The sequence below is a fragment of the Leyella stercorea genome (assembly GCF_021531655.1).
The window spans coordinates 1-18,492 of record NZ_JADYUF010000013.1 but is presented as its reverse complement, the minus strand read 5'-3'; the positions used below and the strand labels follow the sequence as shown (position 1 = coordinate 18,492).

18 protein-coding genes are annotated in these 18,492 nt (G+C 44.1%); 14 read left to right on the top strand and 4 right to left on the bottom strand.

From position 1 onward, the window contains the following. Positions 1–107 precede the first annotated feature (107 nt). The 7 genes from I6E49_RS05310 to I6E49_RS05280 all read left to right on the top strand — a co-directional run bounded on the left by I6E49_RS05310 (position 108) and on the right by I6E49_RS05280 (position 7,283). On the top strand, positions 108–1,892 hold the full coding sequence (locus I6E49_RS05310; RefSeq protein WP_235400867.1) for a 1-deoxy-D-xylulose-5-phosphate synthase: 1,785 nt from the start codon (positions 108–110) through the stop codon (positions 1,890–1,892). A gap of 44 nt (positions 1,893–1,936) precedes the next feature. Further along, complete coding sequence (locus tag I6E49_RS05305) at positions 1,937–2,710, top strand: class I SAM-dependent methyltransferase (protein ID WP_235400866.1); 774 nt, start codon at positions 1,937–1,939, stop codon at positions 2,708–2,710. A gap of 16 nt (positions 2,711–2,726) precedes the next feature. Next, complete coding sequence (locus I6E49_RS05300) at positions 2,727–3,455, top strand: SDR family NAD(P)-dependent oxidoreductase (protein WP_235400864.1); 729 nt, start codon at positions 2,727–2,729, stop codon at positions 3,453–3,455. A 160-nt stretch (positions 3,456–3,615) separates the two neighbouring features. Continuing rightward, positions 3,616–5,940 carry a TonB-dependent receptor domain-containing protein gene (locus I6E49_RS05295; protein ID WP_235400862.1) on the top strand — a complete coding sequence of 775 codons (2,325 nt, stop codon included), beginning with the start codon at positions 3,616–3,618 and terminating at the stop codon, positions 5,938–5,940. Between the two features lie 93 nt (positions 5,941–6,033). Further along, positions 6,034–6,588, top strand: a complete 555-nt coding sequence (locus I6E49_RS05290; protein WP_235400860.1) for a hypothetical protein — start codon at positions 6,034–6,036, stop codon at positions 6,586–6,588. Positions 6,589–6,769: 181 nt separating this feature from the next. Then, positions 6,770–6,997, top strand: a complete 228-nt coding sequence (locus I6E49_RS05285) for a hypothetical protein (protein WP_044065003.1) — start codon at positions 6,770–6,772, stop codon at positions 6,995–6,997. 97 nt (positions 6,998–7,094) lie between these two features. Then, on the top strand, positions 7,095–7,283 hold the full coding sequence (locus I6E49_RS05280; RefSeq protein WP_441006960.1) for a type II toxin-antitoxin system mRNA interferase toxin, RelE/StbE family: 189 nt from the start codon (positions 7,095–7,097) through the stop codon (positions 7,281–7,283). 19 nt (positions 7,284–7,302) lie between these two features. Here the strand turns inward: I6E49_RS05280 and I6E49_RS05275 are convergent, their stop codons facing one another. After that, positions 7,303–8,061, bottom strand: coding sequence for a helix-turn-helix transcriptional regulator (locus I6E49_RS05275; RefSeq protein ID WP_235400859.1), 759 nt, complete (start codon positions 8,059–8,061; stop codon positions 7,303–7,305). A 130-nt stretch (positions 8,062–8,191) separates the two neighbouring features. On the opposite strand from I6E49_RS05275, the gene I6E49_RS05270 reads away from it, so the two are divergent. The 4 genes from I6E49_RS05270 to I6E49_RS05255 all read left to right on the top strand — a co-directional run bounded on the left by I6E49_RS05270 (position 8,192) and on the right by I6E49_RS05255 (position 13,175). Continuing rightward, a complete protein-coding gene (locus tag I6E49_RS05270; protein WP_235400858.1) occupies positions 8,192–8,671 on the top strand; it encodes a sigma-70 family RNA polymerase sigma factor in 480 nt (159 codons plus the stop codon). A 17-nt stretch (positions 8,672–8,688) separates the two neighbouring features. Next, the gene (locus tag I6E49_RS05265; protein WP_235400857.1) at positions 8,689–9,330 is read left to right on the top strand and encodes a DUF4974 domain-containing protein; all 642 of its coding nucleotides are present in this window, start codon (positions 8,689–8,691) and stop codon (positions 9,328–9,330) included. 16 nt (positions 9,331–9,346) lie between these two features. Beyond that, on the top strand, positions 9,347–11,929 hold the full coding sequence (locus I6E49_RS05260; protein ID WP_235400856.1) for a TonB-dependent receptor domain-containing protein: 2,583 nt from the start codon (positions 9,347–9,349) through the stop codon (positions 11,927–11,929). 301 nt (positions 11,930–12,230) lie between these two features. After that, the gene (locus I6E49_RS05255; protein WP_235400855.1) at positions 12,231–13,175 is read left to right on the top strand and encodes an endonuclease/exonuclease/phosphatase family protein; all 945 of its coding nucleotides are present in this window, start codon (positions 12,231–12,233) and stop codon (positions 13,173–13,175) included. A gap of 278 nt (positions 13,176–13,453) precedes the next feature. Here I6E49_RS05255 and I6E49_RS05250 read toward each other — a convergent pair whose 3' ends face one another. The 3 genes from I6E49_RS05250 to I6E49_RS05240 form a co-directional block, all read right to left on the bottom strand. After that, entirely contained in the window at positions 13,454–15,052 is a 1,599-nt protein-coding gene (locus I6E49_RS05250; RefSeq protein ID WP_235400854.1) for an ATP-binding protein, read from the bottom strand. A 135-nt stretch (positions 15,053–15,187) separates the two neighbouring features. Continuing rightward, a complete protein-coding gene (locus tag I6E49_RS05245) occupies positions 15,188–15,838 on the bottom strand; it encodes a DUF1349 domain-containing protein (protein WP_235400853.1) in 651 nt (216 codons plus the stop codon). A gap of 15 nt (positions 15,839–15,853) precedes the next feature. Continuing rightward, a complete protein-coding gene (locus I6E49_RS05240; RefSeq protein ID WP_235400852.1) occupies positions 15,854–16,606 on the bottom strand; it encodes a response regulator transcription factor in 753 nt (250 codons plus the stop codon). Between the two features lie 181 nt (positions 16,607–16,787). Between I6E49_RS05240 and I6E49_RS05235 the strand changes: the two genes are divergently transcribed. The 3 genes from I6E49_RS05235 (at position 16,788) to I6E49_RS05225 (ending at position 18,241) form a co-directional block, all read left to right on the top strand. After that, positions 16,788–16,976: a hypothetical protein gene (locus tag I6E49_RS05235; RefSeq protein ID WP_235400851.1), complete on the top strand. Its 189-nt coding sequence runs from the start codon at positions 16,788–16,790 to the stop codon at positions 16,974–16,976. 354 nt (positions 16,977–17,330) lie between these two features. Then, complete coding sequence (locus I6E49_RS05230; RefSeq protein ID WP_235400850.1) at positions 17,331–17,957, top strand: hypothetical protein; 627 nt, start codon at positions 17,331–17,333, stop codon at positions 17,955–17,957. Then, complete coding sequence (locus I6E49_RS05225; protein ID WP_235400912.1) at positions 17,954–18,241, top strand: winged helix-turn-helix domain-containing protein; 288 nt, start codon at positions 17,954–17,956, stop codon at positions 18,239–18,241. The genes I6E49_RS05230 and I6E49_RS05225 overlap by 4 nt, the downstream gene beginning before the upstream one ends. The last annotated feature ends 251 nt before the right edge of the window (positions 18,242–18,492 follow it).

Sequence of the window (18,492 nt, the reverse complement as noted above, 5' to 3'; positions counted from 1 at the left end):
AGAAATCTTGGTAATATATTCCGCAATCGTGGTATAGCATTAATGTAATAATGTTAGTATCTTTGCAACGTGAAACAGTAACGAACAAATAAATCAATCAATAAACGATGTATATAGAGAAGATACAGAGTCCTGCCGACTTGAAAGGCATGGACATCGCGACACTTAATATTGTAGCCGACGAAGTGCGTCAGGCTGTGCTCAATCGTGTTAGCAAGCATGGCGGACACATAGGTCCTAACCTCGGATTTGTAGAAGCAACGGTAGCTTTGCACTATGTGTTCAATGCGCCAGAGGATAAGTTTGTGTTTGACGTCAGCCACCAGTGCTATCCGCATAAGGTACTTACGGGTCGTGCAGCCGGATTTCTTGGCAACGTAGACGACATGAATGCCATATCGGGCTATTCTTCTCCTGCAGAATGTCCAGAGTACGACAACTTTGAGGTAGGCCACACTTCCACATCCATCAGTCTTGCCACCGGACTGCAGAAGGCACGTGACGTGAAGGGAACCAAGGAGAATATCATAGCCGTAATAGGTGACGGTTCGCTGTCGGGCGGTGAAGCATTCGAAGGACTCGATGAGGCTTCGGAGCTTGGCACGGGCATCATCATCATTGTAAACGACAACGAGATGTCTATTGCCGAGAACCATGGCGGTATATACAAAAATCTGCGTGCGCTTCGCGAGAGCTGTGGCGAGTGCGAGCACAACTGGTTTAAGGCTTGGGGATTTGAGTATAAGTATCTGGAGGAAGGCAACGACATAGAGCGTCTCATTGAAGTTTTCCGTAGTGTCAAGGATACCAACCGCCCTACAGTTGTTCATATCCACACAGAAAAAGGTCATGGCTATGCCCCTGCCGTAAAGAATAAGGAAGCTTGGCATTGGGGAATGCCGTTCAATCTTGATGACGGTAGTCGCCCGGTTCGCAATGCCGATGGAACTGTGCCTGAGGTGAAACCATGCGAGACATATCCCGAACTCTTCTCTGACTGGATGCTGAGCGAGATGAAGAAGGACAAGACACTAATCGCCGTAACAGCCGGAACTCCTACAGCAGCAGGCTTTACTGCCGACAAGCGCAAGGAGGCTGGCTCGCAACATCTTGACATGGGCATTGCCGAAGAGCAGGCTGTCGCTATGATTTCGGGTATGGCTAAGGGTGGACTGCGTCCGGTATGGACAGTATACAGCACGTTCATCCAGCGCACCTACGACCAGATAGCACAGGATCTTTGCATCAACTCCAACCCAGCCGTAATCAATGTAGTAGGAGGCGGAGTGAACTCGATGAACGACATCACCCACATCTGCCTCTTCGACATACCTATGCTTTGCAGCATTCCGGGACTCATCTATCTCGCTCCTACCACATGCGAGGAATATTTTGCCATGATGCGTTGGGCAATACTTCAGGACAAGAAGCCTATAGCCATTCGTGTGCCGAGCAACGGAGTGGTGCATACAACAGAGAATGTGGACGAAGAGTATAGCTACGAGTCAAAATATAAGGTGATGCACGAAGGTTCGAAGGTGGCAATCATTGCTGCTGGTTCATTCTATCAGAAGGGCGAGAACGTAGTACGCCTGCTTGCCGATAAGGGTATTGATGCAACGCTCGTCAATCCACGCTATCTGAATGAGGTGGATGCCGATTCGCTCGAAGCGTTGAAGACGAACCATAAGCTTGTGGTAATACTTGAAGACGGCTGCAAGGACGGTGGCTTTGGCGAGCGCATAGCCTCTTCTTACGGTACATCGGATATGAAGGTGCTTGTATGTGGCATCAAGAAGGGACTCTACGACAGATACGATGTGGAGCAGTTGCTTAAGGACAACCGCTTGCTCGACGAACAAATCGTGGAGGATGTGTTGGCGTTAATATAAACAGCATATCATAACTCTCAATTCTCAACTCTCAACTAAAAAATATGGCATTATCAAATATAGAGAAACATTACAACAAGCATCCCGAAGACCTTCGCTTGCAGCGTAGGCACGGCATTGTTGAGTTTGAAACCACAATGCATCATTTGCGTAGGTATATCAATCCCGACATGCAGCTGCTTGACATAGGTGCAGGAACCGGTCGCTACACATCGGCTCTTATGGCAGAAGGCTATAATGTGAAGGCTGTAGAACTGGTGCGTCGCAATATCGAGGTGTTCCTGAAGCGTGAGCCTACAGCCGACGTTGTGCAGGGCGACGCACGCAACATGCCGTTCCTGCCTACAGCAATGGCAGATGTGACGCTGTTGCTCGGTCCGCTATATCATCTCATTGGCGATGAGGAGAAACTTAAGGCTCTTAACGAGGCAAAGCGCGTCACCAAACCTGGCGGACTGATATTCGTGGCTTACCTGATGAACGAGTACAGCATACTGTCATATTGCTTCGACGAAGACCGTATAGAAGGATTGTTGGAACGTGGTGCTGTCGATGAGAACTTCCATATACAGGCATCGGCAGACGAACTCTACGACTATGTGCGTATTGATGATATTAACCGACTGGACGAATGTGCCGGCTTGGAACGTGTCACTATCTTCTCGCCCGACGGAGCTTCCGACTATATGCGCACACGACTCAACCGTATGAACGACGAGACATTTGCCCGTTTCATAGAATATCAGAAGTGCATCTCAGAGCGTGCCGACTTGATAGGAGCAGGTAGCCATGTGGTAGATGTAGTGAGAGTTCCATAATAATGTATACGAGTCAATGAAAAAAGCAATAGTAACAGGAGCCACTTCGGGTATAGGACTCGAAGTGGCTCGTCTTCTTGCCGAGCGAGGATACATTGTCGGTGTAGCCGGACGACGTGTTGATAGACTTGAAGCTATAGTCAAGTCAAACGAGAACATCAAGGCTTATCGACAGATAGATGTAACTGATGCGTCTGCGCCACAGCAGCTCAATGAACTTATAGCAGAGCTTGGCGGTATGGATCTCTATTTCCATAGTTCGGGAATAGGGTGGGAGAACTGCGAGCTTGATATAGACCGCGAGATGAAGACCGTGGAGACCAACGGCTTGGGCTTCACACGTATGGTTACGGCAGCATACAGTTGGTTTGCCAATAATAATAAAGGTGGACAGATAGCTTGCATCACCTCCATAGCACGCACACGTGGATTGGGAGCAGCACCGGCTTATTCAGCCACCAAGCGTTTCCAGTCGCACTATCTTGAATGTCTTGCACAGCAGTCGCGCATGCGCCGATTGAATATTCATATCACCGACATCCGTCCCGGCTTTGTAGCTACCGACCTTATTGCCGGAAGTCATTTCCCCTTGCAACTCTCGGCTAATAGTGTTGCACGCTCCATAGTAAAGGCTGTGATGCAAGGCAAAGAGACAGTCACAATCGACTGGCGCTATCGCATGCTTGTAGCTGCATGGGCAATGATACCACGGTGGTTGTGGACAAGGCTGAGGTTTGTGAAGTAGTTTTATTGTATGATTTTGAAAAAATACAAAATAGATTCTTTCTTTTTATACACAAAAGTGTAATTCTTAAGCCAATTGTATCTGAAATACACTTTTGTGTCAAAGTCTTTTTTATCATTTCCTTTACTTTTGCCCTCAGAAAAACATAAGTAAAGGGATTATGTACAAGAAACTGATTATAACAGCGTTGTGCCTCTCGGCTATGACTCCGATGATGGCACAGAATATCATCGGCAAGGTGATGAATACCAAGGGAGAACCTTTGGCGTTTGCCAATGTAGTATTATTGAATAGAACAGACTCGGCTTTCGTCAAGGGCGCTGTGAGTGGAGAAGATGGCAGCTTTGCCATCGATTCTTCCTGCAACGGCGGAATCATCAAGGTGACATCCGTAGGCTATAAGACCGTCTGTAAGGATTGCGATAGCGAGAACATAGGCATTATCAAGATGAAAGAGGATAGTGAGACGCTTGGTGAAGTAGTCGTAAAATCATCCCTGCCTAAGACTATCTTGAAGAATGGCGGAATGACGACAACCGTTGTCGGTTCTATACTTGAGAAGGCAGGAACAATGGAGAACCTGCTCGACCGCATCCCTAACGTGTCTGCCCAGAATGGCAGCATCAAGGTCTTCGGACGCGGTGAGCCTGTTATCTATATCAATGGCCGACAGATGAGAGACAAGAGCGAGCTTGACCGTTTGCATTCCGACAACATCAAGTCGGTGGAAGTCATCACCAATCCTGGTGCTCGTTACGCAGCCAGCACCAAGGCGGTCATCCGTATCACAACGAAGAAGATACAAGGCGAGGGCTTCGGATTTGATGCCTCAACCACAGGTGAATATGATGAGGAGAAAAACTTCGGTGGATATAGCCAATTGAATATGAGCTATCGCAAGAACGGATTGGAACTGGGCGCATACGCCTTTGGAGCAAAGCAGTACCAGCCAAACAATCAAGACTTACAGCAGAAGACTTATCTTGACAAGACCTGGAACCAGAAGAGTGTAAACAGACAAGTAACTATTGTAGAAGCCATGAACTTCCGCCTGGATGCCAGCTACCAGTTGGATGCCAACAACTCTATAGGTGCCAACTTTGGCTTTCTGAGAAATCCGAAACAGACCTGCGAAGCCAATATGGCTACAGAAATATGGCAAGACGACGAGCAGACGGAAAGCTCTGACAGCCACGCTAATTTCTTCGAGCAGAAGAGCACTCTTTCAAGCAATGTTTACTATGTAGGAAAGATTGGCAAGCTCGGCATCGATTTCAATACCGACTGGCTTTGGTCGAAGAATAACGAGGACGTTGTTACCAAAGAGCAATACCAGGAAGTGGGGATGGACGCGCAGAGCCAGACGGTTCATTGTCTTACTGACAAGAAATATCGTTTGTTGGCTTCCAAGTTGGTGCTTTCCTATCCTTTGTTGGGTGGTGAGTTATCTTTGGGTGGTGAATATTCCAACACGCATCGCACATCCAAGTATCAGGTTGTGCCAACCAACTTCGTGCCGGATGATTACAGCCGTATAACAGAAAGCATGGCATCTTCATTCTTGGCATATTCAAGGGATTTCGGAAACGTGAGCATGGAGGCAGGACTGAGATACGAGTACATCGACTTCAACTACTATGAATATGGCAAGTATGTGCCTGGGCAAAGCAAGTCGTATGGCAATTGGTTCCCATCCATCAGCTTATCGATGCCTGTGGGCAAGGTGCAGATGCAGCTGAGCTATGCTACCGACATCGATCGTCCTTCCTATAATTACTTGCGTAGCGGTATTCAGTATGACAACCGCTACACGTATGAAACCGGAAATCCATTCTTAGTGTCTGAGATAAGCAAAAATCTCAACTACGAGTTGGCTTACAAATGGTTGACTTTCGATATGACCTACAGCCATACTTCGCATACGATGATGTCGAATGTGGAGACTTACAAAGACAATCCTGCAATAGGACTGCTTAAGCCTGTGAATGGAAAGGCATATAATCATGTAGAAGCATCCGTCAACTTACGCCCTTCGTTTGGCATTTGGCATCCTTCATTTACGGCATCTGTGACAAAACAGTGGCTTGATATGGATGCACATGATGGCAAAATATCCAACAATCCTATGGCTGTATTTCGCTTTAATAACACCTTCAACACCAAGTTGGCAATGTTAACGTGGATGATGTCGTATGTCACAAAAGGATATGAGAGAAACATATGTTTGTATAAGCCAAGATTTTGTACCAATGTATCTGTATATAAGGCTTTCTTGAAGGAACGTTTGTCGTTCCAGCTCTTTGTCTATGATTTGTTTGGAACAGACGATATTCACATGAGTGCGCATTATGGCAAAATGAAGGACATGATTGTTGATCAACAGTCAACCAGCAAAGTGTCGCTTACTGTAAGGTATAAATTCAACACTACAAGAAGCAAATATAAGGGTACAGGAGCAGGAGAAAGTCAGAAGAACAGAATGTAGTTTGTCCGTCTGTTGCATTCAGTAATGGTGTAATGACAAAAAATCTCTTTATAAATGAACAACCCGATAAAAATGTTGATTAGTGGCGCAGACATGGGAAGTTTGATAGCCTCCTGTGCTTTGCACCATGACTTCCATGAAAGCTCTCGGCAGGAAGATAAATTTCAAATCTATCGCATAGAAAAGGATACGCTGACGATGGAAGATGTGGATGCATGCGACTTGTCGGGCGTCCGGTATGCGGTGAATGCAACCTTACATGACAACGAAGCCTCTTTCGCTTTCGATGAGAAATGTAAGGAGCAGGGCATCACAGTTATCCATGCCGTCAATCTTGGCAAGACTGCCTTTCTCGCTGTAGAGAAACCGAAAGGCTATCCATTCAGCGAAGTAGTGAAAAAAGGAACGGATGATTTCCGTTGCTCACTGGGCAAGTATATCTCGCAGTACGGCATGTTCTGGCAGATGCCTGTGCCTTGGGTGGATGAAGCCATCATGCATTATTCCAAGGAGTCTTTCACGCAACAGGGCATCGGGGCATACATAGCCGCCGGCTATTGTGACAACATCCTCGTAAATCTTGCGGAAGGCAAGGAGGTGAAATACTTCCCCAAGTTCTATCTCTCGCCATTGTTGGAAGAGATATGATACTTGTGTTATGGGGTTTATTGGTTTTTGCTTGGTGGTTTCAGAAATAAAACGTATTTTTGCTGATGAAAAATCAACCTTTTTCGTTAAACCAAATGGGCAGAACCGAGTTTGCTCTAGTTATGCCATGGCGAGAAAAGGTGCCATGTAATGGAATGTATATTTTAAAAAAGGAGTAATTATGAATACTTCAGTAATAAATGAACCGCAGCTTTTGGTAACTGTATCTGATCCTGCTATGTTGACAAAGCTGAAAAACGCCATCAAAATGTTGAATGGTGTTAGTTCTATTTCTATTCTGAGACCTAAGAAGACAGATTTGGAACTTGCCGAAGAGGACAAGGCGAAAGGTAGAGTAACCCAATGGAATTCTGTTGACGAAATGTTTGACACTGTTTTAGGGGAATGATGTATAAGTTTGGTACAACCAAAAGATTTGACAAGGCTTTAAGCTTTGCAAAAAGCGTGGCTATCCAATAGAAGAACTAAGAAAGGCCATAGCCATATTGGTAGAAAATGGTAGCCTGCCATCAGAATATAAACCACACATCCTTCATGGCAACCATGAAGGTGAATGGGAGGCGCATATAAAACCAGACTGGCTGTTAGTTTGGGAACAGAATGATGATGAATTGACTCTCTTGATGCTGACAACAGGTACACATTCCGATGTGTTTGGCAAAACAAGAAGATAATATTGAGTCGGCTATTAAATTATATCATCTGATAGTTCGTGGCATGAAACAGCGCCTCGGCAATGTTCTTCACGCCCATCTTGGCGAAAAGGTTACGCTTGCAAGCCTTTATCGTATCCACCGACTTGCACAGTCGGTCGGCAATATCATTCATCGTATAGCCTTGTGCCGACAATCTCAACACCTCGCGCTCCGTTTCGCTCAAGGTTATGCCTTCTTTCTTTTCCCACTTGTGGCGCGAGGTGGAATATTCATAATAGCTGCGCTCACCATTCTTCTGTATTATGATATGTCCCGGTTCATCGGTTGCTGCCAATGATACGGTGCAGAGGGCAAGCCAGATTCTTCCATCATCAGAAAGAAGTATCGGAGTGAGGTGATGATGAATCAATCGGCTTTGGCGGCCATTGATAAGATGAAAGTCGTACGAGATGGTATAGTCCAGACGGTCGCCCACAGGCAATTCATTGAAAAGATCAAAACCTTTTTTGTTCACTTCGAGCAGCATCTGCAGGTCGGCATCCGGAACATGGTCTATATACATCTGATAACCGGCTTCCATCAACTGCTCCGGTTCCAATCCGCAGAGATAAGCGAGGTTGTCTGATGCATAGATGAAGTCCTGATGAAAATAGTCAATGATATAGACGCACTGGTAGGTGCTGCGAGCAAAAGCCTTTGCCGCATTCACCAATAATTCTATCTTGTCGTAATCTTGTCTGTTGATATGATTCACCTCGTTGGAATGGAGGAAGAAATCGTGCTTTTCTTTATTCATAAGCTCTTCTGATTATTTGGTTGCAAAAGTACATTATTTTATTTGATTTTTATTTTACCTTTGCCTATGTTTTCAAAAATAATCATTGTTTTGCTTAGTTTTTTGCTTTGCTCAACTGTATATAGAGTATATGACACAGGAAAAGGACATAGAACAGATGTTTCGCCGGCATTATGAGAAGATGTACAATCTGGCCAGATACATTCTCTCGGATGACGACGAAAGCAAGGATGTGGTGAGCGAAGTGTTCACGCAGATTCTTGCAGATGATATGGTTCTATTGCCTGAGAGCGAGGAAGGCTATTTGATGCGAAGCGTACGCAACCGATGTCTTAACCTAATTGCTCACAAGAGCGTGAAGGAAAGGGTGGCGAGATTGCTGACTGATGATGCCGACGTTATTCTATCTGAAGATACGGACGAGCGTCTTGATCAGCTGTTGCTTCTCATCGACGACCTTGAGCCTCCAATCCGTAAGCTTATCTTCAGTCTGCGCTATCTACAAGACAAGTCGTATCAGGAGGTGGCTGATGAAGTGGAAGTGAGCAAGGTGACGGTGTTCAACCATCTCTCTAAGGCAATGGACTGGATTAGGGAACATATAAAATGAGCAAAACAATGACTAACATGAACAAAGACGAAAAACGGCTTATGCTCTTTGACATACAGGAGCATCCCGAGAAATATACCGACGAGCAGGTGGAGCACCTGCTTGCCGATGAGGAAGTGAAGGAGTTTCTACGCGACTTGGCTATGGCAAGAATGGCTGGCAAGAAAGCCACGCCAAAAAAGGTTGATGTGGATAAGGCTTGGAAGGAGTTTTCCAATGGTTCTTATCGCAACCGAATGAAGATTGCAGCATCCATCGTTGGCATCATCTTTCTTTCGGGTGTGGCCTTGGCTGCTGTGCAGAACGGTTGGTTTAAACTCTCTTCTTCTGACAAAGTAGTGGAAGAAAAAGCTGCTACAGAACAGACAGCCAACTCTAAACAATTAGCCAATGACAGTCTTAAAGCTATAACGACAGAGCCTAAAGACTCGCTCGACATGAATCCTGTGGTGTTTGACAATGCTGAATTGGGAACAGTTCTTATGCAGATGGCTGACTTCTACCACGTCAAGGTGGAGTATATGAATGCCAACACACAGCACGTGCGCCTCTTCTTCAATTGGAACAAGACGAAGACTTTGAAGCAGAATATGGAGCTGTTGAATGCTTTCGACCGCATACAGATAGAGTATGCCGATGGCACATTGATGGTGAAATAAGAAGGGAGGACATCTTATGAAAAACATATTCAAGACTACACCCAACAACGGTAAGACCATCAGCCTGTTCCTCCTCTTCTTCCTGCTGATTTTGGTTCAGCATTCTTACGCCCAACGCATCACCCGACAATATAATAATGTGTCGTTCTCTGAGGCATTGAAGGACTTGAATGCACGTCAGCATAAGTACACCATCAACTTTGTGTATGATGAGTTGGAGGACTTTAAGGTGACCAAGAGCATCCGCAACCAGAATGTTCCTAATGCCATTATGCAGTTGATAGGCTTCTATCCTATCAGGATGACGCAGGTGGAGAATAATATTATGGTGGAATGCACACAGAAGTCAACATTTCGTTATAAGGGACGTATTGTTGACGAGAGAGGTAATGCCGCTGAATACGCAACTATAGCCTTGCTGTCGCCCATTGACTCCACAATCGTAGGACATGGAGTGAGCAATGAGAATGGCAGTTTTGTAATTCCTTGCAATTTCCGAAAAGTGTTGGCACGTATCACATACATTGGTTATAAGACTGTCAACCGCATATACAACAATACGGATATGGGCATCATCAAACTACAACCCAAAACCATGATTGTCAAAGGCGTTGTGGTGAAGGGTGACAGACCTCAGTATAAGATGTTGTCTGGAGGAATGGAAGTTGCTGTAGAGCACACATTACTCTCTAAAATGGCAAACACTTTTGAGGTCCTGAGTCTGTTGCCACGTGTCTCTGTTGATGGACAAAAGATATCCGTGTTTGGTAAAGGCGCACCGATTATCTATATTAACAACAAGCGTGTGAATGACAATAATGAGATTGTAAACATCACTCCCGACAACATCAAGTCGATTTCGGTGATAACAAGTCCTGGAGCAGAATATGATGCCGAGGTGGAGTCGGTAATTCGTATCCGCACCAAAGAGCGGCGTGCCAATGGGTTCAGCTTGCGTGCAGATGCTTTTGGTAAATACAACAAATGGATGTCGGATTACGAGCTTGTCAGCACCCGGTATCAGACCAAGAAATTTGAGATAGCCAATAGTTTATGGACTATGGGTACACATGACGGGGAGGATAATAATTTGATTACCGATATCTATTTGCCCGACAAGCATTATTACAATGACCAGCTGATTCATTTGGATACTAACAACCGCTTCTTGTCGGAAAAACTCTCAGCCGATTATTCGCTTAATGATAGCAATTCTGTTGGTGGCTCTTATCGCTACTACGGTATGTTGAAAGGTAGGACGAATAGTGTTAGCCGACAGGATGTATTGCTGAATGGTATGGCACAGGGTAGCATTGATCAGAATGAGGTTATGAAGCCTTCTCTTAGCCTGCATCAGGCCGATGTGTATTATGTGGGAAAAGTTGGACATGTAGGTGTTGATTTTAACGCCACATATTATGCTGTCAAAAACAGGCGTAATGATGAGGGCTTTGAAATCAGCAAGGAGTTGGGCAATCAGGAGGTACACTCAAGCAATCGCCAGAATAGCGATATGTGGGCAGGCAAGTTGGTTGTGAACATTCCTTTGTGGAAAGGAAATATGTCTGTAGGAACGGAGATGTCGAAGACAGACTCGCACGGAACGTTTCTAAATGAAGAGCAGTTGGTGCCATCCACAAAGACGGATATCCATGAAAGGAATATTGCCGGCTTTGCACAGTACGGACTGGTTCTCAACAAGTGGACTGTAGGACTTGGTGTGCGTTACGAGAATATCGTCCGTGATTATCTGTCTGATGGAGTTAAGCAGGACGATGTTAGTAGAAAGTATAACAACTTTTTTCCTAATCTCAGCGTTTCATGGAACAAGGGCAACTGGCATTGGCAACTGAATGCCAACGAGAAGATACACCGTCCAAGCTATCGGCAGTTGAGTAATTTCATGCAGTATGACAACCGTTTCTTGTATGAAGGTGGAAATCCTACCTTGCAACCAGAAAAGGTTTTCAATGCTGAGACCATGATAATGTACAAGTGGTTGAATATTTCCATTGGATATAAATATCTAAAGGATGTGATGGTGTGGACAAAGTATGTCTATCCAGGAAAGGAGTTTGCTTATACCACAGTATTGAATTTCGACCGTAACCAGCTGCTTTATGCTTCTGTAAATGTTTCGCCAAAGTTCGGAATTTTCCGTCCTAAGTGGAAGTTCAATTACAGTCAGCAGTTCTTCGATACTGAGAAGTATGGCTCAAGTAAGGCATTAAGCAAACCCTTGCTATCGTGCTCGCTCAACAATAATTTCGCTCTTTCAGAAACCATGAACGCAGCTATCAGCCTGAATGCAGCAACACCCAATGCAGATGGATTTCTTATGAGGAAGAGTAATTACAGCGTCAATCTGCAGTTTGACAAGTCGTTTGCCAACCGCACATGGATAATTTATCTTTCTGCAAATGACATCTTCAAGACTACAAAGGAACGTTGGACGATGTACGGACTGGGAGCGGGTACCACAAAAGACTGCTACAACTACACACGCAACATCTCCTTGCAGGTTACGTATAATTTCAATGCCAAGCGCAGTAAGTACAAGGGTACGGGTGCAGGCAATGAGGAGAAGAGCCGCTTGTAGCTTTGGGTTTATGGAAACTCTCTCTTAACATAAATAAATGACAATAGGTCAAGCGAAGTGTTATCAACGGAAGGTTGACGAACCACTTTGCTTGACCGATACTTTTAATTGAAACAATCTGTACCATCGAGAGAACCTGCAAAACTATGTGGCAAATAAATTCTTGGGAAAGCCGTAGTTTATATTTTTGAGGCGAAATGAACGTTTTTAATGTTGTAGGTGTTTGTCAACTCAGATTTAATGCTTAATTTTGTGTTAGTGATTATACCTTGAAGTTGAATCTATATAAAAATTACAACAAATGACTCTATCAATGCTTTTAATCTCCCTCTTCACATTCGTAGAACTCAACTGCGAGAATCTTTTCGACTGTAGGCACGATTCGTTGAAGAACGACACGGAGTTTCTGCCAGATGGAGCGTATCATTGGACACGTACTCGCTATTGGCAGAAGCTTGATAGGATAGGGCAGACCATCTTGTCGTGTGGTGTAAAGGAGCAGACGTGGCAGTTGCCCGATATGGTGGCTCTATGCGAGGTAGAGAACGATAGTGTGCTGCATGATTTGACACGACGCAGCCTGTTGCGCAATGCCAGATACGACTATGTGATGACCAATTCGCCCGACGAGCGTGGCATTGATGTGGCGCTTATGTATTCGCCCTATTCGTTCAGATTGATAGGAAGTCATAGCGTCAGAGTGAAGCCCATAAAGGGCATGCGGCCAACTCGCGACATCCTTTATGCTTCGGGTGTGACAGCTTCGGGCGACACCTTGCATGTCATAGTGGCGCACTTGCCGAGCCGTCGTGGTGGCGAGAAGTATTCTCGTCCGTTCCGTATGATGGCAGCACGGCAAGTGGCAGCCGTGATAGACTCTATATATAATAAGGTGTCGGCAGAAGCAAAGATAATCGTTGCTGGCGACTTCAATGACTATAGCAATTCGGAGAGTATGCAGTTGTTGTGTAGCAAGCGTATGATTGGGGTATCGAAAGGTGCCAAGGGACACAATGGTGCCAAGGGAACTTATCGCTATCAAGGCTTGTGGGGTAGTCTTGACCATATACTTGTGAGTATACCTTTGGCTGATATAGCAACAGAGTGTTATGTCAATGATGCCGAATTTCTGATAGAAAGAGATGAAAAATATGGCGGTGTGAAACCGCGTCGCAATTATCTCGGACCTCGATATCTAAATGGTTTTAGCGACCATTTGCCTCTTGTTGCAAGGTTTCAGTGGTAAAGCGCATTGCTTACAAAACGAAAGTGATTGTATGTAATAATAAACTCAAGTTTCGGATTTAGACTTCGAGGTTGAGATAATAAGTTCTTTGCCAGTACCACATAAGTAACACTTCAGTACCATATAAGTGAAACTCCAGTACCACCTATATGAAACTCCAGTATCAGTTGGGTGATACTGAAAACGGTACTGGAAGCGTGCGTCAAGCTTATTGTATATGACATTCTACTGGTGTACTATTGTAAGACAAATAACGACGAAAATGTCACTTTTCGGGATTATATTGAACTTGCCGCTATATTCGGCACTTCCTTCCAATCAACCAATCCTTTTCCCTTCTCATCCAGTTCTATGGCAATAGCAACGACTTTTCGTTTGTCAGCTTTGAATGGCTCGGTATATTGCTTGGCTCTGATTTGTTCGGTTGCTGAGTCAATACCACCATTGTTGCTTAGCTTCAATTCAAGGACATAGATGAAGTTGGTTGTTTCCACCACCATGTCTATTCTGCCCGTAGCAATCATCTTCTCTACTTCCACCCTACAACCGATGGCATTAAAGATGGTGCTCAATATCAGGCGGTAGCGCTCCTCCATGTCCATGCAGGCAAGCTTCTTGTTGCTGTAAGGCACATCAGCAATAAGGGCTTTCAAGCTTTTCATGGCTTCGTGGAGATTGCCAAGATTCAGAGAATACAACAACATGTTTTGAGTAGTTATTACTTGTGCATTCGATTGCATTGTCAAGGCGGGCAATACAATCTTGTATAGAGCCTTGCGAACTTCATAGTTTGGAATGCCAAGCATATAGATGCCTTCTGTATAACTTTTTATTGTAAGATATCCCGATTGGTAGAGGAATAGTTCAGCACCGCCTCCTGTCACATCCGAAGTCTCCAATGTGTCACAATCTATTGGACAATCTTCAAAATTCTTCATTTTTATCTCAATGTCATCCACAAACTTAGGAAGCAACGAGGTTGCACCTGACGAAGCCCAATAATTCTTCAAGTCAGAATCTGTCAAAGCATTGATGAGGCTGAATGGATTGAATACATCTACCATGTTGCGGCGACTGAAATGATAGCCATCATAATATGCAGTCAACTGTGCTACGGCATCATCGAATGTCCAACATTCATATTCTGCCAACTTGTTGATTTCAGGCTTGAAGTCACGCAGCACTTCTTCTTTGGTAATACCGCAGATGGCAGCATATTCCGGGTCAAAGCTGATGTTGCTCAGATTGTTGAGCACAGAGAATAGCGAGATCTGTGTAAATTTGGTGATGCCTGTGATAAAGACAAACTTTTCGTATTTGTCGTCGGCTTTCAATATGGCAAACACTTCTCTATAGATAGCGGTGCATGCTTCGTGGTGTGGAGTCTTCCATGAATGTTGCAAAGGGGAGTCGTATTCGTCTATGAGAATAGCCACCTGTTGTCCAGTCTGCTCATACGAACCAACGATTATTGCATCGAAGCGGTCGGCAAGACTATCAGTAGGGGCAGGAACCAATGAATATTCTTTTTCGTATTGTCTGAAAATATTATTGAGATAAGAGCGCAAGGTATCAGGCTCTGCTCCTGCACGACTCATATCAAGTCGGATGACAGGTCGCTTCACCCATTCCTTCTCCATTTCCATTATATTCAATCCCTCGAACAGTTCCTTCTTACCCATGAAGTATGCTTCGAGAGTATCTACCAGCACCGACTTGCCAAAGCGGCGTGGGCGGCTCAGGTAATTATACTTCTTTCCTTCATTGGCAAGTTGCCAGATAATATCTGTCTTGTCAACATAAAGGTATCCTTCCTTTCTTATTTCCTCAAAAGACTGGATGCCTACGGGAAATCTTCTATTGTTTGTCTCTACCATAGCTATGGATTTTTGTTTCTTATTGCAAAGATACAATGGTTTTTCCAAATATCCATGTTTTACCGCTCTTCTTTGAGTATAAATTATGCCTTAATGCTTTCGTTTAAAGATAATAGCATTGACCGATTGTAGTTTTTATTCGGCATGAGCCTTCAACCATTCCAATCTGCGCTGATCTGGCAAATGCTTTACTTGGAAATTCTCAAACTTTGCCTTGAAGCCTTCGCCATCAGGACAAGCTGTAGCCAAACCAACCATGACGGGAGTATTGTCCTGCATCCAGCAGTTGCGCATCATGGTATAGGTCTTGTCGTCGAAAGAATAGAATATCTCAATAGCATCCAAACGGCGGACGACCTTAATCCATACGAAGTCAACAGGCTTGTCGAGTGAGATAACACTCCAGTCGCTGGTGTGATGAGTGACAACACAACTCAAATTGTATTTGCCGTCAACATACTCAATACCAGCCTTCAACCAGTTCTCCTTATCTATTCTGATCATAAGGCCAGCCTGATCGAAGCGCACCTTGTAATCGCCCGAAACCTTAACCTTAGCCTCAAACTCACCACCATAAGTGTTGTAATAGAAAGGGGCGTCGTCCACCGTAAAGCCATAGTGCGAGATGCGCCAATAATCGCAATGACCAGGAACATCCATAATTATGGTATTGTTCTTGATTTCATAACTTGACGGCTCATTAAACCATGTCATTTTCTCTAATTTTTGTGCATGCAATGGCAGGGCTAATGCCGCAGTCATCACACAATTCATAATCTTCTTCATTATTATCTCTTTAATTTAGTCTACTACCAATAACAGTTGTTTTGCTTTGTGGCAGGCTTCTGTCATATTGGATGCCTGCATCTTGTTGATGATGTTCTGACGATGGCGGTCTACGGTATTCTTGCTGATGTCAAGTTTGGAGGCAATAATTTTGCTTGACAAGCCTTGACTTACCAATTTGATGATGGTTATTTCGCGCTCACTCAATAGCTGCTTTTCGTCAATGTCTATCTGACGTTCCTCACCCGTGAGTGTGTTCTTCATGACAGCCACTTTGCTTGTTTTGACAGCAAGGTTGAATAGACAAATGGCATAGCTTACACCTCGTTGGCCCTTGCCTTGGAAATAGAAAATACGATGGAGTGTGTTCAGATATTTACCGCTCTTGTCTGCCATACGCATGGTGTTCTCCATATACCAGTCGAATGCGTTGTCAGTATGTGATGCAATGACGAAATGATTGTATGCCAATTCCTGCAGATTGCGGCGACGCTGGTCGTCTGGGTGAATGCGACACAGAATCTTCTCTTCCCAAATAGAATCTATTTTTTCATAGCTTCCTGCGGGCTCAAAGCCTAAGACGTTGCTCGTCCTACCATAATATATATAACTTTTGTCAGTACGCAGATTGCTAAGCACGGCAATGGAGTTCTCGCACATAGCATACGATTTTGCGATGAGGCGAAATCGCTGTTCCTCGTCCTCATCAAACAGGCCATCCATCTGTTGGCGCAATTTCTCATTCAGTTTGTCGTCAATCTCACTCATAACTAATATGATTATGAGTGCAAAATTAGACTAAGAAAATTATAATCACAAATAACTAATAGAAAATATCACTCCTAATGGTTATTTATCAGTATGGCACTTCTTTTAGAAGTCTTTAAATAACATATTTAACTGATGGCAAGGAAGCGAGCATCTTGAGAATATAAAACCAAGGCTACCTTTGCTTTTCGCATTGGAAACTGTGGGCGAGCATATCATCGCAGAACTGCTGACACAGAACAGACAAGACGTAGTGGAGAAGCTATGGACAAAACAAGCGGCAAAATATACAACGAGCAATAGCAAATACTCGCCAAGCAAGCTTGCCGCTCTTTATGCCATAGAACTGTTGCATAACAAAGACGAATAGAAAGCCTTGCAACTATATGAAGAACTGCAAAGACGCAAAGCCATGTTCTATCTGTCAGGTGAAACGACTATGGCACTAAACGTTGCTGAGCAAATAGCAAAGTTATAGTCAGTTGTAAACAAAGGTTAATTGTTAGCTATTTTATTGCAAATCATTTGGTTTATAAAATAAACTAAGCTAAATTTGCAACCGTAATCATTAGTGTTAGAAGAGAATAATGCTGGCTAAAGCAAGTGAGAGTCGACCTCCTTGCTTCTCTTTTTCCAAAGATGGTTTATAAAATAAACTAAGTGTTTAACCTGGCACATCGCGTTTGATATAGGCAATAAGTGTGTCGCAATAAAGTAAGAAAAAATGGAAGAGAAGAAGATTTCGGAGCAGGAGAGTCTTGAGCTTATCACTCGGATGATAAATCAGACAAAGAAGGATTTGTCTGTAGGCAATGGTGACAGTTTCCTTATGTGGGGCTACCTTAGTGCAGCAATATCGGTGGCAGTAATCGTCATGCTGCTCGCAACCAACGACCCAAGATTTGCTTGGCTGTACATGGCCATACCAATAACGGGATTCACAGCCTCAGGCATAAAGACCTACAAGGCAAAGCGCAAGAGTCATGTGGCAAGCACTTATGCAAGCAACACTATAAATAATGTGTGGGCTATTATTAGTGCCGTGTTTGCAGTCTACGCCATTAGCTGCCTTTTACATTTCGGAGAAGTAAGGAGTTGGATTGGAATGTTTTTGTTGGGTATGTTGTTGCCGGGTATTGGCACATACACCACAGGCGTAATACTTAAGGAGAAGTCGATACAGATGTGCGGACTTCTTGGTGTAGTGATTGGCACAGGACTGCTTCGCGACTTTGTTTGTGGTGAACAAGTTATCAGTATTATGCAGATGGGACAGATGGTCTTGTCCTTTGTCGTTACCCTTATCATCCCCGGACATATCCTTAACTTCAAAGCAAAAAAGCAACAATAATGAAAGAGTTGGATCCATTACTCCATAGCCAGTTGCGTCTTGCCGTAATGTCAATTCTGCTGAATGTAGAGGAAGCAGACTTCAACTATATCAAGGAAAAGACAGAATCGACGGCAGGCAACCTTAGTGTACAGTTGGACAAACTGGTCACAGCAGGCTATATATCAAAGACTACAGATGGTTCGGGCGTAAAACCCCGAACCATCTGCAAGATGACAGACATGGGGCGCAATGCCATGATGAAATATGTGGAGGCATTGAAGACGTATTTTGCAGGGTTGTAATCCTTTGCCTATAAAAACAATAAGTGATAAAAATTATGAAGATCCTGCTTTCTTAGCACGTCCTTGTCTATGGAGATGTAGACTGGCTCATGTATCATCTTGCCTGCCTTTGAGGGCCATGCCTGATGATGGTCGATTTCTGATTGGCAGTTGTGTTTTCATAAATGCAAGAATATTTACTCAAGTTTCGGATTTAGAATTCAAGCCGTTTGAGCATACTCTCTAAGTGCAGCCAATCTCTTGTCATTCTC